The sequence below is a fragment of the Bradyrhizobium monzae genome, from assembly GCF_021458635.1.
In the GTDB taxonomy this organism is placed as follows: domain Bacteria; phylum Pseudomonadota; class Alphaproteobacteria; order Rhizobiales; family Xanthobacteraceae; genus Bradyrhizobium.
The window spans coordinates 65,301-78,823 of record NZ_JAIRDQ010000007.1; the positions used below are offsets into that span (position 1 = coordinate 65,301).

Annotated in this window: 16 protein-coding genes and 1 pseudogene; 9 read left to right on the forward strand and 8 right to left on the reverse strand. The window is 59.2% G+C overall.

The genetic code is table 11. The annotated features are described in order from the left end of the window. Positions 1 to 567: 567 nt before the first annotated feature. On the forward strand, positions 568 to 876 hold the full coding sequence (locus K3F49_RS24645) for a hypothetical protein (protein ID WP_234683540.1): 309 nt from the start codon (positions 568 to 570) through the stop codon (positions 874 to 876). Between the two features lie 82 nt (positions 877 to 958). Here the strand turns inward: K3F49_RS24645 and groL are convergent, their stop codons facing one another. Together groL and K3F49_RS24655 are read right to left on the reverse strand one after the other, a co-directional pair. Beyond that, complete coding sequence (gene groL / locus K3F49_RS24650) at positions 959 to 2,608, reverse strand: chaperonin GroEL (RefSeq protein ID WP_234683541.1); 1,650 nt, start codon at positions 2,606 to 2,608, stop codon at positions 959 to 961. A gap of 144 nt (positions 2,609 to 2,752) precedes the next feature. After that, complete coding sequence (locus K3F49_RS24655; RefSeq protein ID WP_234683542.1) at positions 2,753 to 3,070, reverse strand: co-chaperone GroES; 318 nt, start codon at positions 3,068 to 3,070, stop codon at positions 2,753 to 2,755. Positions 3,071 to 3,356: 286 nt separating this feature from the next. Here K3F49_RS24655 and K3F49_RS24660 point away from each other — a divergent pair, with 286 nt between their 5' ends. Continuing rightward, complete coding sequence (locus tag K3F49_RS24660) at positions 3,357 to 3,605, forward strand: PilZ domain-containing protein (RefSeq protein ID WP_234683543.1); 249 nt, start codon at positions 3,357 to 3,359, stop codon at positions 3,603 to 3,605. 74 nt (positions 3,606 to 3,679) lie between these two features. Here K3F49_RS24660 and K3F49_RS24665 read toward each other — a convergent pair whose 3' ends face one another. Further along, complete coding sequence (locus tag K3F49_RS24665) at positions 3,680 to 3,904, reverse strand: hypothetical protein (protein ID WP_234683544.1); 225 nt, start codon at positions 3,902 to 3,904, stop codon at positions 3,680 to 3,682. Between the two features lie 33 nt (positions 3,905 to 3,937). On the opposite strand from K3F49_RS24665, the pseudogene K3F49_RS24670 reads away from it, so the two are divergent. Continuing rightward, positions 3,938 to 4,765 (forward strand): annotated as a pseudogene (locus tag K3F49_RS24670) (IS91 family transposase); the annotation flags it as partial. 385 nt (positions 4,766 to 5,150) lie between these two features. On the opposite strand, the gene K3F49_RS24675 reads toward K3F49_RS24670, so the two are convergent. Continuing rightward, on the reverse strand, positions 5,151 to 5,489 hold the full coding sequence (locus K3F49_RS24675) for a hypothetical protein (protein WP_234683545.1): 339 nt from the start codon (positions 5,487 to 5,489) through the stop codon (positions 5,151 to 5,153). Positions 5,490 to 5,870: 381 nt separating this feature from the next. Between K3F49_RS24675 and K3F49_RS24680 the strand changes: the two genes are divergently transcribed. Continuing rightward, positions 5,871 to 6,080 (forward strand): hypothetical protein, encoded by a 210-nt coding sequence (locus K3F49_RS24680; RefSeq protein ID WP_063707793.1) that lies wholly within the window; start codon positions 5,871 to 5,873, stop codon positions 6,078 to 6,080. Positions 6,081 to 6,369: 289 nt separating this feature from the next. Here K3F49_RS24680 and K3F49_RS24685 read toward each other — a convergent pair whose 3' ends face one another. Beyond that, positions 6,370 to 7,176 (reverse strand): transglutaminase-like domain-containing protein, encoded by an 807-nt coding sequence (locus K3F49_RS24685; protein WP_234683546.1) that lies wholly within the window; start codon positions 7,174 to 7,176, stop codon positions 6,370 to 6,372. A 192-nt stretch (positions 7,177 to 7,368) separates the two neighbouring features. Here K3F49_RS24685 and K3F49_RS24690 point away from each other — a divergent pair, with 192 nt between their 5' ends. The 4 genes from K3F49_RS24690 to K3F49_RS24710 all read left to right on the forward strand — a co-directional run bounded on the left by K3F49_RS24690 (position 7,369) and on the right by K3F49_RS24710 (position 10,025). Continuing rightward, the gene (locus K3F49_RS24690) at positions 7,369 to 7,638 is read left to right on the forward strand and encodes a hypothetical protein (RefSeq protein ID WP_234683547.1); all 270 of its coding nucleotides are present in this window, start codon (positions 7,369 to 7,371) and stop codon (positions 7,636 to 7,638) included. A gap of 371 nt (positions 7,639 to 8,009) precedes the next feature. Further along, positions 8,010 to 8,189, forward strand: a complete 180-nt coding sequence (locus K3F49_RS24700; protein WP_195790363.1) for a hypothetical protein — start codon at positions 8,010 to 8,012, stop codon at positions 8,187 to 8,189. A gap of 853 nt (positions 8,190 to 9,042) precedes the next feature. Then, on the forward strand, positions 9,043 to 9,261 hold the full coding sequence (locus tag K3F49_RS24705; protein WP_195785838.1) for a 4-fold beta flower protein: 219 nt from the start codon (positions 9,043 to 9,045) through the stop codon (positions 9,259 to 9,261). A gap of 392 nt (positions 9,262 to 9,653) precedes the next feature. After that, positions 9,654 to 10,025: a hypothetical protein gene (locus K3F49_RS24710; protein WP_234683548.1), complete on the forward strand. Its 372-nt coding sequence runs from the start codon at positions 9,654 to 9,656 to the stop codon at positions 10,023 to 10,025. A gap of 888 nt (positions 10,026 to 10,913) precedes the next feature. Here the strand turns inward: K3F49_RS24710 and K3F49_RS24715 are convergent. From K3F49_RS24715 to K3F49_RS24725, 3 genes are all read right to left on the reverse strand, one after another. Next, on the reverse strand, positions 10,914 to 11,180 hold the full coding sequence (locus K3F49_RS24715; protein ID WP_234683549.1) for a hypothetical protein: 267 nt from the start codon (positions 11,178 to 11,180) through the stop codon (positions 10,914 to 10,916). A gap of 83 nt (positions 11,181 to 11,263) precedes the next feature. After that, positions 11,264 to 11,515: a hypothetical protein gene (locus tag K3F49_RS24720; RefSeq protein WP_234683550.1), complete on the reverse strand. Its 252-nt coding sequence runs from the start codon at positions 11,513 to 11,515 to the stop codon at positions 11,264 to 11,266. 38 nt (positions 11,516 to 11,553) lie between these two features. Further along, positions 11,554 to 11,751 (reverse strand): hypothetical protein, encoded by a 198-nt coding sequence (locus K3F49_RS24725; RefSeq protein ID WP_234683551.1) that lies wholly within the window; start codon positions 11,749 to 11,751, stop codon positions 11,554 to 11,556. A 785-nt stretch (positions 11,752 to 12,536) separates the two neighbouring features. On the opposite strand from K3F49_RS24725, the gene K3F49_RS24730 reads away from it, so the two are divergent. Next, entirely contained in the window at positions 12,537 to 13,400 is an 864-nt protein-coding gene (locus K3F49_RS24730) for a transglutaminase family protein (RefSeq protein WP_234683779.1), read from the forward strand. The last annotated feature ends 123 nt before the right edge of the window (positions 13,401 to 13,523 follow it).

Below are 13,523 nucleotides of genomic sequence, written 5' to 3' on the forward strand. Positions count from 1 at the left end.
CGTTGTTTGCAAATCACCCGAATCTTAAGCCTTATTCTGGCGGCATCAAACCGGGCGAGTTAAGCCATTTATCAATTTGAGCGGTGGACTACTGTGCCCGGAACAAGGTGCCTTGTGGGCACTCCGGCCATCGCAGCCGGGCCCCGCTTCCCGCTCGGCCCTCCCCACCATCCCGCTGGACCGGCCGACCTGTTACGCAGTAGCCGCCGCCCGTCACCCGCGTCAGTTATGCGGTATTCTACTCCTCCGGATGGAAGCGGTTCGGTTTCGACCAGACCCAGGTCCACGAGCAGGGTTATGATCTCATGGTCGAACATCGGCGGGCTGACCCAGGATTCGCCGACGAGCCTCCTCAGAAAATCGCGCTCCAAAACGGTCAGCTCCATCCTCGTCCTCGAACCAGGAACGGAGCCATCGTGGTCCCGTTGACTCCAGAAGACAACATCCAGGAGGTCAACATGGCCATGGGAGATCGCGAGACATTCAGTCTGATCGGAAGCGACAATGTCGAGGGCACGAACGTGTACGGGACCGGCGGGGAAAAAGGTCGGCTACATCGAGCGCGTCATGATCGACATGGATCTTGGCATAGCGGATGACGGCGAACGCGCCGGCGACGAACAGGCCGCGCAGATAGCGATCACCTTGTTAGTTATTAGCGGCATCAGTCGCCGAGAAAACCACTGGCAAAGTCGCCTTCTGAGAAACCACCGACGGAGCGACTTGGTCGAGGCATTGGCTTTCCTTGCTTGTCCCTGGCGCGGAGCTAGTTCAGACCTGCTCTGGTGTCACGCTCGCGGACGGGACGCAGTGCCTCGCCTACTTTTGGCGGAAAAGGTCAGCAAGCACCATTGGATGAAAGCATATCAACAGTAGCGGATCGAGGTCCCAGAACGCAACGCAAAGGCCCGGCATTGTTGCCAGGCCTTTCTCGTTTTGATCGCCTCAAAGCTGGGACTTAGAAGTCCATACCGCCCATGCCGCCCATTCCGCCACCCGGAGGCATGCCGCCGCCCCCAGCGTTCTTCTTCGGCACTTCTGCCACCATCGCTTCGGTGGTGATCAGCAGCGCTGCCACAGAAGCCGCGTTCTGGATCGCCACACGAACGACCTTGGTAGGATCGATGATGCCCTTGGAGATCAGGTTGACGTATTCGCCGGTCTGGCTGTCGAAGCCGTAGGAGTACTGGTCCTTCTCCAGTATCTTGCCGACGATGACGGAGCCGTCCTCGCCCGCATTGATCGCGATCTGACGCGCGGGCCAGGAGAGCGCCTTGCGCACGATCTCGACGCCGGTCTTCTGGTCGTCATTCTTGGTGCGCAGCCCCTTGAGATGTTCGGAGGCGCGCAACAGTGCGACGCCGCCGCCCGGTACGATGCCTTCCTCGACTGCAGCGCGGGTCGCATGCATCGCGTCATCCACGCGATCCTTGCGCTCCTTCACTTCGGTTTCGGTCGCGCCGCCGACGCGGATCACCGCGACGCCGCCCGCGAGCTTGGCCAGACGCTCCTGCAGCTTCTCACGGTCGTAGTCCGAGGTGGTCTCCTCGATCTGCGCCTTGATCTGGTTGACACGCGCCTCGATGTCGGCCTTCTTGCCGGCGCCGCTCACGATGGTGGTGTTCTCCTTGTCGATCATCACCTTCTTGGCGCGGCCGAGCATGGCGAGCGTGACATTCTCCATCTTGATGCCGAGATCTTCTGAGATCGCCTGTCCGCCGGTCAGGATCGCGATGTCCTGCAGCATGGCCTTGCGGCGATCGCCGAAGCCCGGAGCCTTGACGGCCGCGACCTTGAGACCGCCCCGCAGGCGGTTGACGACGAGGGTGGCGAGAGCCTCGCCTTCGACGTCTTCAGCGATGATGACCAGCGGCTTGCCGCTCTGCACTACGGCTTCGAGTAGCGGAAGCAGTTCATTCAACTGGGAAAGCTTCTTTTCGTTGATCAGGACATAGGCATCGTCCATTTCGACGCGCATCTTGTCGGCGTTGGTGACGAAGTAGGGAGAGATATAGCCGCGGTCGAACTGCATACCTTCGACGACCTCGAGCTCGGTTTCGAGCGACTTGGCTTCTTCGACCGTGATCACGCCCTCGTTGCCGACCTTCTTCATGGCATCGGCGAGGAACTTGCCGATCTCGGCGTCTCCATTGGAGGAAATGGTGCCGACCTGGGCGATCTCGTCGTTCGAGGTGACCTTCTTGGAGTTCTTGACGAGGTCGGCGACCACGGCGTCCACCGCCAGGTCGATACCGCGCTTCAGATCCATTGGGTTCATGCCGGCGGCAACTGACTTGGCGCCTTCGCGGACGATTGCGGCCGCGAGCACGGTCGCGGTAGTGGTGCCGTCGCCGGCAGCGTCGGCGGCCTTGGAGGCGACTTCGCGCACCATCTGGGCGCCCATGTTTTCGAACTTGTCCTCAAGCTCGATTTCCTTGGCGACGGTGACGCCGTCCTTGGTGATGCGGGGCGCGCCGAACGACTTGTCGAGCACGACGTTGCGGCCCTTGGGGCCGAGCGTCACCTTGACCGCATTGTTGAGTATGTCGACGCCGCGTAGCATCCTGTCGCGGGCATCGACGCCGAATTTGACTTCCTTAGCTGACATAATCATCTCCGTTTTCAACTGGTCAGACCGCAAAAGGCCTCGCGACTAGGCGAGTTTCTTGAGGAATGAGATTTGAATTGCTGATCTTATCCTTCGAGACGCCGGCTGCGCCGACTCCTCAGGATAAGGAAATCTGGCTGGCGCTTAAGCGGCCTTTTTCTTGGCGGCGGGCAGATCGGTGAGGACACCCATGATGTCGCTCTCCTTCATGATCAGCAGCTCTTCACCATCGAGCTTGACCTCGGTGCCGGACCACTTGCCGAACAGCACGCGGTCGCCAACCTTGAGATCGATCGGGATCAGCTTGCCGGCTTCGTCGCGGCCGCCTGGGCCGACCGCTGTGATCTCGCCCTGCGAGGGCTTCTCCTTGGCAGTGTCCGGAATGATGATGCCGCCGGTAGTCCTCTCTTCGGCGTCGACACGCTTGACCACAACGCGGTCGTGAAGCGGACGGAATTTCATGGCGGTCCTCCTGGGTTTGGTTTTTGTTTGAAATTGGCACTCAGGACTGGCGAGTGCTACCATCTTTCGCACATAAGCGTGCGTTGCAGGCGCACAAGGGCTCATGAGAAATAATGCCATCTCAAGGGCCGCGTCTGATGACGCGACCCGAACCTTCCAGATGTTTGATGCTGCTAGCGGCTCGCACTGCATGGCACAGATACGATTCGATAGGAGAACAGTAGTTGCCAGCTTGCACGATTGGGCAAATGCTGCCTTCAAGAACAAAATTTCACGGGAGAGAAGCATGCCCGGTCTAGACGAAAAGCGAGGCACCCAGCGCCAGCAGACCCTAACGGCTGGAACGATCTCGTTTGATGGCTCTGGAATCGACTGCCTGGTCCGCAAAATGTCAGGCTATGGCGCAAATCTCGAGGTCGAAAGCCAAATCGGCATTCCCGACTCTTTCGACTTGGTTATCGGCACAGAGCGCAGCAATCACCATTGTCACGGTGTCTGGCGAAAGGCACGTCGGTTCGGCATCGCGTTCGATTGAGGCCTGAAAATCCGGCCGGCATGGAACCGGCGGACCACTATCGTGTCAATAAAGCGAACCGATTAGCGAACCCGCTACGCAGATTTTAGGCCGCTGACTACCTGATAAAGGCTGATCGAGCCTACGACCATGGGCACTAACCCCGTGAACGTCCAAGCCAATGGCGATCCAGCAATGACGGTGCCCACGACAATCCAAACACCAAAGGCCATTATTCCTGCCGATATCAGAAACGAGAGCATCGCATCCATGTTTCGTCCTTCTCCGCCTTTAGCAACGGCCGCGCCGATGTTGAGCATTGCTTGGCACCGGGCGCTTCCCCCTGCAGCCCTTCTGCCGAGACCCTGATCACCATCGCCGCTGACCCCAAGCATCTCCGGGCTCGCGTCGGCATTACCTCCGTGCTGCACACCTGGGGCTCGGCGCTCACCCATCATCCGCACGTGCACATGATCGTGCCGGGCGGCGGCATCTCGCTTGATGGCAGCAAGTGGGTATCGTGTCGACCCGGCTTTTTCCTCCCGGTGCGCGTGCTCTCGCGGCTGTTCCGCCGGCTGTTCCTGGAGAAGCTCATGGCGGCGCACGCAGCCGGCCGCCTTAACTTCTTCGGCAATCATGCCCTGCTTGCCGACACGCAAGCCTTCGCGGCCCATCTGGCGCCGCTGCGCAGAAGCGAATGGGTGGTCTACAGCAAGCGCCCGTTCGGCGGACCCGAGGCGGTGCTGGCCTATCTGTCGCGCTATACCCATCGCGTCGCCATGGCCAACAGCCGCTTGATCGCCTTCGATCAACATGGCGTCACCTTCAAATGGAAGGACTACCGCATCGAGGGCCGCGATCGATACAAGTGCATGACGCTCGGGACCTTCGAATTCATCCGCCGCTTCCTCATCCACGTGTTACCCAAGGGCTTGCACCGCATCCGTCACTACGGCCTGTTCGCTAAAGGCCCTTGCGCCAACAACGTCGCTCACGCCCGTGAACTGCTTGCCATGGCAAAACCTGAAGATCAGCCTGCCGCTGCCGCCGTCGATCCCAGCAGGCCCACTTGTCCATGCTGCGGCGGTCACATGATCATCATCGAGGTCTTCGCGCGCGGTGCAACGCCACGGCATCGGCCGACGCCTCCAACGAACCGCATCAGGATCGACACCTCATGACCGCGTCACAATCCTGCAAATCTGCTCGTCGTGATCGCCGGCTCTCGACCGGCCACGGCAGAGTGCGCTCAGATATCCGCCAGCCGTCGCAAATCGTCGGACAGCTTATGGAGTTCGGTGCCATCCGCCGCGCATTCGTCAGCGGATTCGCCGTCGCACAAATCGTTGCACCAGCTCGATCTCAATCAACGTGCTCACCCGCGGCGCTCAAATCCCCATAGCGCCTGCCGCACGGCCTTCCGTTCCCTTAAGCGCGGTTTCCTCCCTTGGAGGCTTTCGGACGCCGGCCCCGCCGTGCGCGGCACCACCTTCATGAGGCCGGCATCCGAAACCCTTCACATGAGCCGACATCGCTCCAATCAAGCGGCGATACTTGTCAGGCTCCTTAGCGGCCGTAGGGGAAGCAGCGGTTGCGATCGAGTGTGAGACCGAAATACGCTCCCAGTGCAGCGATGGCCGCGTCCTGCTGAGGATAAGGATCGGCATTGGATGCGGCAACGATGATGATCCGGAACCCGCCGCGATCCTTGCCACCCGGTGGCAGCATCGCTGTAGTCAGTGCATTGCCCTCCCTGTCGCGCAGCGTGAGGAAAAGCGGCATCTCTCGCTGTACATGGGCCTCGAGGCCGATGTCGCGCTCGATCGCGTTGGGCCGCTCCGGACGCCAGGACTGGACTGCCTTCTCCCGCTCGCGGCGGAAATATTTCTCAACTGTGTGGCCCATCAGGCGCGACTCATGCACCGCTTCACCTTCCGTCTCGATACGGAACTACGTCTTGCCCTTCGGCGCGTCGCAAACATACTGCATTTCGCCCGTCCTGCGATCGACGCAATTCTAGGGCGGCGGGCCTGCAAAGCCAATATGAGACTCGCTCCCGTGTATAGGCGGACACCAAGTTGGGGTGTACCAAGCTGTACCAATCTTGGTTTGGGCACCTAATCATCGGTTTGGTTCAGGTTTAGTCTGCGCAGGATACGGCCTTTGAGAAGCAATCAAAATTGTTCTTGATAAGAGGGGCTAAGAGTTCTTGATTGGACGTTGAAGTTCTAGTGGGCCCAAATAATACCAGGTCGACCGGAATGATCCTCTTCAAGGAGCGTCGCGATGCCTGACGTAAGGGAAAAGCAACGCGAAGCCCGCCGGAAGATCATTCGCCAATGGGCGAAGCTTCCGAAGGATAAACGGCAGTCTATGGAGGGGATTTCTGAATTCGCCAGGACCGCCGCTCAGCAGAACGAGAACGCATTCGTCCGCAGTCGTCGCGATCCGTATCAGAAGATCATGGGATGGCTATTGCCGCGTGCTCATCTCTGAACGACTGAGTCCTCTGCACATCCTTCGAAGGCGACACCGGGTTCTTCAGCTTGACCCCATGTGGCGAACGGCCCGCGCGATTTAGGGAGCAAACCATGCTCCTTGTCGCAAACCACATTGAGCGGGATTTTGTAACTCCGATCAGGCGATGCCCGATTCCCGTTTAGGGTCAAAATGCGAAGAACTCAGCGTGAGCAAATCTGGTCCGCGATGCCCCAATAAGCAGACCTGGACCACACGGGGCGTCACTTCGCTGATGGGCCAATCTCGGAACTGAGATCATCCTTCGTCACACGATCTCTTCGGTCCAGACCTTGAAGCTGACCAGTGTGTTTGGCCCGAACGTCTGGGTGATCGGCACATCGGAGGCGTCGCGGCCCTGCGCGATCAGGATGCGGCCGATCCTCGGCACGTTGTTGCGCGGATCGAAGGTGCGCCAGTGGCCGCCGAGATAGGCTTCGAACCAGCCGGCGAAATCGCCCGCGGCCCAAGGCTTTGGCGTGCCGATGTCGCTGAGATAGCCCGTGCAATAGCGCGCGGGAATGTTCATGCAGCGGCAGAACGCGACGGCGAGATGGGCGTAATCGCGGCAGACGCCCTTGCCTTCCGCGTAAGCCTCCCACGCCGTCTTGCTGGCGCGCGCATGCTCGTATCCGAACGCGACGTGACGGTGCACGAAATCGCAGATCGCCTGGACCCGTGCCCAGCCCGGCGGTGTTTTCTCGAACAATTGCCAGGCGATTTCCGAAAGCCGCTCGGTCTCGCAATAGCGGCTGCCGAGCAGATAGACCAGGGTATCCGCGGGCAGGTCCTCGACCGCATGCTGAACTGCGGAAGCAAACACCGGATCGGGCAGGCCGCTGTCGCGAACGACGCCATCGGCCGCAAGACGCACACGACCGGCGGGCGCAACCATGCGGCTGCACCAATTGCCGAACATGTCGCGATAGGGTCCGATTTCGATGGCGGGGTCGGTAGTGAGGAAGTCCGGCACGATCACATCGGACGCGCGCGTGAAGTGTGTGCCCAGCACCACGATCATCGGCGTCGGTTGCGGAAAATCGTAGAGCATTTCGAATCCGACGCGAATCTTCATTCGAAATGCCTTTCAGCCTCCTTATAATTGAAATGGCTACGAAACGAACCAGTACAAGGCTTCGGCCGGGTTATTCGGTCAAATGCGGCCGGCAGCGGAAAAAACGATAGCTAATTGCCGCAAAAGCGCGCACGCTGCGACGATGTCCGCAAAACCTCATGACTTCGCGCGCAGATTCGCCGGGCTGCCGGCATGACCACGCGCACGCGACGAGAAACGGTTCATTTCAGGCATCCCTTCCGCATAAAGGGTATCGACCGGGAACTCGCATCGGGAGCTTACGAAATCATCACCGACGAGGAGATGATCGAAGGCCTTTCGTTTCCGTGCTTCCGGCGGGTCGCCACCATGATCATGGTGCCCGGCGCGCCGCCGCAACGATCCGCGATGGAGATGATCTCGATCAGTTCGATCGATCTGTCCGACGCGCAACGCATCGATGCGAGTGCGCCGCGTGACTGAGACCCCGATCGAGTTCGACAAACATCGCGGCATGGCGGCGCAGAAAGCCACCGATATCCGTCGCGTAATCGCCGAAGTCGAGGCCAATGCGAAGCTGCTGCGTGACAAGCAGGGCGTTGTCAAATCGAGATCCTCGCCGCACCGGCCACTTCGTGGCCCGAGGCGGTGGCCAAGGCGCGTTACGTGCTCAACCTGTATTCCGCCGGCCTGCCGACGGCCGACACCCATCACCGCGACCTGGTGTCCGCGGTGCTTGCGGACCTTACCCGATTTTCGGGGAAGAGACCTGATCAAACCAGTGTTTGGCTCAAGTGAACACTTCATCCTGCCCGTTCGTGCCACGATGGAACGGCCTAACCGAAAGCACCATGATGCAAAATCTCTCGCCTCGTCACGTCATGACAGAAGAATCGCTTCGTCTCGGTGTGGAATCCGGCTGGTACTCGACCAAAGTCAGCGGAACCTTCGTCTCGGGCCCGCATTCTTCCGAAGCCGACTGCTTGCGCAGGATCGCTGAAATCAATCCGCCGACAGCGAAAAAGAAGACCTAAGTCCGCTCTGTTTCGGGAGAAAGGTTTGATGCTCGCGCGCGGCAACATCCGGTGATATGAAGGACGAACAGATGGGCCTGCTGTTTTTTATGCTGAACGGCGCCAGGGAAGTGAAAGGCCGTTGATCGCCTCTTGCTATTATTTGAGACAAGGGACGTTGCCCGAGCGCGCCAAGAAGGTCCGTAAAGCGTGGTTAGCCGATACAGATGCCAATCTTCGACGAACGCTATCAGCAGCATCACCATAACCGCCGTGTCCGCTTTGGTGCCAATGATGGATATCGGTAAAGATGAGATCGAATATCGCTGCGCTACTGTCGATGCCAATCAATGTTGATCGTTCGAGTGAGAAGCCACCAGCCGCGCAATTCTGACCCTGCGGATCGAAACCGTGATTGCGCCGATCTAAAAATGGCGGAGTGCTTGAATACCGTGTCGATTGCTCGGAATTGACTCGTTACTGGACCGTTAAAAGGCGCAGGGTGATTTATCACCGTTTCGCGCTTTCGGCTGTTGCCGGTGACTGACAGTGTTGAGCTCCCGCCTTGGTGAAAGGGAGATCCTGTGCCCAAGGATACCCCGCCTCCCATCTGCCCGAAGTGCAGCAGGCCTATGCGATGTGTGCTCGTGAAAACGGGAGGACGCAAAATTCCGCTGCGTCGATTGCGATGTAACAGGTCTCCTTAAATTGCCGGAGGTCACACAGCTTCTTACGTCGAATTAGCATCCCGAGCTAAATTGCCTTCGTTGGCTATGGCGATGGTCGTCTGGATTTTCCGGCGTGGTGTCCGAATTGTCTCGCTATCTGGTTACAACAAGCGCAGCTTGGTTCCGGGGCCTCTGGGAGGTCAGTCATGAGTGGCAATATTTTTAATAGCAATGGCACCCGCGTTGGGGTGGTGGATGGCGCGACCATCTTCAGCCTTAACGGCCAAGAACTTTATCATCTAAAAGGGATCAATATCTATCGACTTTCCGGCGAGTTGGTCGGCCATCTGAACGGGACGCAAGGCTCCGATAAGCGGCTCGATCGTTCCACTGACAAGCTATTCTCCGCCAGAGTCAGTCCTTAAGACCCTGCCACAATGGTGATCGCCGATACAGCTCTCTGCCTGGCCCATAATCTGGAGGCGGTCATGAACGTCGTCGGGACCAAGCCGCTGATAGCTGTAATCACGGCTTGAGACCGCGCTCAGAGACGACGGCACTGCTACCTTTGGACTGGATCTAAGAAGGTGCTGTACAGCATCAGGCCATCAGACTATCGTTGAATGGCAAGGTGGCAGTTGTTCGCCTTGAAGCTGTCCATGAAGCGGTGACTTCCGAAGTCGCTGCTCGTCGTCGTAGCGGCAGCTAGCGTGCCATCGGAAGGCGCAATCTCACACAGCTAGATGTTTTGCCAAGCGCGGACGCAAGCGGCGTCTGCGGCTGCGAACCCGCTTGTGCGCAAAAAAAGGAGACCATCATGAGAATGCCCGACATTTTGCAAGGTGAGGCGCGGACTCGCTTCCTCCAGGGAATCGCTTTCGGCGCTGTTGTGGCGATAGCGATCGGATTTTCCTGGGGCGGCTGGGTCACCGGCGGTACCGCCCAAACCATGACCACAATGGCGGAGACCAACGGTCGGATGTCTGTCCTGGTCCCGATATGCGTCGCTCAGTTCACAGCGGCCGACGGTGCCGTCGCCAAGTTCAAGGCGGCGAGCTCCTATTCAAGGGACAACGTCATCGGCGAATTTGTGAAGACCGTTGCCTCCACGAGTATGGACTATTCATTCGCCAGGGCGTGCGCAGTCGGCGTAGAAGCTGAACTCTCAAAGACGGCCACAAAGAGCTGAGCGGTCGCTTCGCCAAGAAAAGGGTCCAGCGAAATGAGCGCTCTCGGGTCCGGACGGCCTTCCTACCTTGTATATGGCTTGTTGTCCGTCATCCTATTCGGCGGTTATGTGCTGCTTAATGGCTTTCAAAACGACAATTCCGCAACCATGGCCACGACCCTGACACTCAATCGTTGACGCCTCGCGCGGTTTTTCATTGGGAACCACACGGGCACGTCCACGCCGGCAAGTGAATCCGCCGCCTCGTTTGTCTGGAAGGCTACGCAGGCGGCGACCCATCGGCTTGCTTCCGATAGCGGACATCGGTGCCCGCTCCGAGAATGTTCGCTTTGCGGTCACAAGCGGCAGCCGGCCGTTCTGTTTGTCAGGTCCGGTTCTCCTCTGAGAGCGGCCTATGCGGCCCCTCGTAGTCAGTTCGGCTGAGCGCCAATGAGCCGACAATGACCGCAATGGACGCGCTTCACTTCCGATCGCGAACCATTCCCATCATTGGGGCGAGCCGGAAGATCTCGCCGCGCTTGCGATGTGTCTGGCGTCACCGGTGGCGCGGTACATAACGGGCACGGTGACCCGGTGAATGGCGGTTTGCGGCGGTATCAGTTCTAGGGCGGACGAGTCGAACGCCCGCGACGAGACCTGGGCGTGGCTTAACTTCCTGACGGGCTGGACATCTCTCCGCTTATCGCGCGGTCCAAGGAGTCGATGAGTGTTTGTAGCTCGACGAATTTGTTGCGTGCACGCTCGGCCTTGTCGCGATCGAAGGGAGCGGCCAGTACGGTCGCATGCGCGTCCCTATCCTCGATCATGCGACTACGGGCTGTCTTCAGTGTCTCAAGTCGAGCGCTCATCAATATTCGCCTTCTTGTCGCTTTGATCCGAACCGAAGCCTCAATTGAAGGCCGCCGGTAGCTCACCCTTGCGAAAGATGACTGTAGGCTCATCGTCATAGTCGCCCATTTCGGGATCGCCACTCGACGAGAACGCAACGACAGCAAGCTTGCTCAACGCGAGCCGCTCCGCCGTTCGGAGCGCGGCACTTTCCGTTTTGCAGGCTATCGGAGAGTCCGGCTTCAGATGTCCGCCCTTGCCGGCGTTGAATGCCTGCACGATATAGATTGTTTCGCGGGCCACAAAGGCTCCTTTGACTGCTGACAAACGCGGGATGATGCCAACGACCGCAACGGCTCGCTTCGCCGCCCTCCCTGTCTCGCACTCCCACTACGGCGGTGTCGCAAATCTCAGCAGCCGCGACAGATATTCTTCAGCTTCGCTGCAGTTAGGGCCTCTTCCGCCGCGAACGGGTCCTTGTATGCCGCTCGCGATCCGTCGCTCTCGACCGTCACAGGCACCTTGATTTTCGGAGGAAAAGCGGCGTCATAACAAGCGAGACGTCCGCTGATGTTCTCGATCGTGCGGCAGTCGAGCTCGCGGGCGAGAGCGTCTTGCGCACAAGTGCAGAGCGCAAACACCACAAGAAACGTCTTCATCATATGCCTCTCCGAACAACACTCATGAGACTCGTGCGGCCTCATGCCTCGAGCTGATCGAACTCGTCGGACAGCAGGATGCGGCCACGCGGCGTGCAAATCCGCACGTCCGAATAACCCCTATCCAGGAGCTCATTCGCCTTCTTCAAGGCGGCAGCGGTTGTGTCGTGGCTAAAATTGACGCGGCCCGATTGATGGTCCCCGCTGACCAGGAATTGCAGCTGTGTGGCCCTATCCATGCAGGATGGCCGCTGCGAATACCAGGAGCAGAAGAAAGAGCGGAACGATCACCGGCGGTACGATCCAGTCGGCCAGACGAAAACGCGACATACGCGCTCCTCCTTCTCGGCGGGAGCGCTCGTCACCCTCAGTCACCGGTCGAAGCCGCGGGAAGGGCGGTGATGCCGCGACCCTACGCTTCCCCATTGGGATTAGCGAGCTTTAAAACGCGGCCGCCGTCGGCTGGTCTCCGAAATCGATGCGCCCGCCGTGGCGCACCGGAACTTGAGAGTAGATTGTCGCTAATGAACGGAATCGGCTTCGAGCTTCGGCGCCCAAGCCGTCGGCGCCGCGCGATCCGGAGGCGGGAGCACCGTCGAGGTCCGGCCGAAATCTCTCCGCTAGCTTCTTCTACGCGCGATCAATGCAGGTAGAAAGACTTACCGCACCTCCGCGCGACCGTTGGCGGGAGGCAATAGTTCGCGCGCAGGAGACCGCTGTTTGCCATACTCAGCCCGTTTTATCGTCGGTTGATGGACAGCAGCGCGAACAGGGCTGAATCTCCCTGAATCTGAGCAGCCTCCCGCGTAATTTCGAACCCCGACGCGATCTCCGTTGCACCGTCTGAAACGTTCCACTTCCAACGTCCCTGACCGGATTGCGACACGGCGACGTCAAGCAAGCGAACTGGGGATTTGGCCATAACAGCAATATGAGCCTGAGTTCCGCAGTTACAAGTGCGCCGTGCGCCGAGATCGCCTAGTCTGTCTCGGACTGCTCGTAGGCGTGGATATTGGAGCTCCTGTTGGTTGCGCTTCGAATTCAACACAAAACTACCTATCGTTTCCGCGGGTTGGTGAGCCTTGCACCACACCGCTTGATGCTTCGTCCACGCGAAAGTCGCGACCTTCGCCTCGCATCGCAGAACCTGACGATAACGCCGGTGGCGGTGCCGGAATGGGCACACGACGTCTTCGGCAATGCAGTCGCTGTGGCCACGTTCACGGCCATGACCGATATGCTCATTATCGATAGCGTGGTGAATATCTCGCTGAACGCGGCTAATTGGCCGGTTTTTGCCATCGCCGCTTCGGCTATCTCCTACCCGTTCCATTATTCCACCGACGAATGGACCGACCTCGGAGCACTGACGATCGCGCAATACCCTGATCCAGCCGAGCGATTGCAAACCTGGGCAAGAGGTTTCATCCGCAGCAGTCCGACCGATACCCTTTCCCTGCTCAAGGACCTGAATGCCGGTGTCGCGCAACGCATCCAGTATCAGAGCCGCGAAGTCGAGGGCACCCAATCGCCCAACGAGACGCTCGATCGTGGCTGGGGCTCGTGCCGCGACTTCGCGGTGTTGTTCGCAGAAGCCGCACGCAAGCTCGGCTTCGGTACGCGCGTTGTGTCGGGTTATCTGCACGATCCGAACCACGATCTGCTGGGTTCGGTCGACGCGGGCTCGACTCACGCCTGGGCCGAGGTTTTTGTCCCCGGAGCGGGCTGGATCACCTTCGACCCGACCAACCGCAGTGTCGGAGGCCGCAATCTGATCCCCGTTGCGGTCGCTCGCGATATCAGCCAGTGCACGCCGGTATCAGGGAGCTTCTTTGGCAGCACTGACAGCTTTCTGAGCATGGATGTGAAGGTATTGGTCACCTCTTAGTCAGAACATGCCGAACCGTCGACCGCGGCATGACCGAAGATAGTCATATCTATCCAGCAGGAAAGAGCGCACAGTCGGTGACGATTTCGTCGCCCGTCGAACGATGATGCCAACCTGGACGTC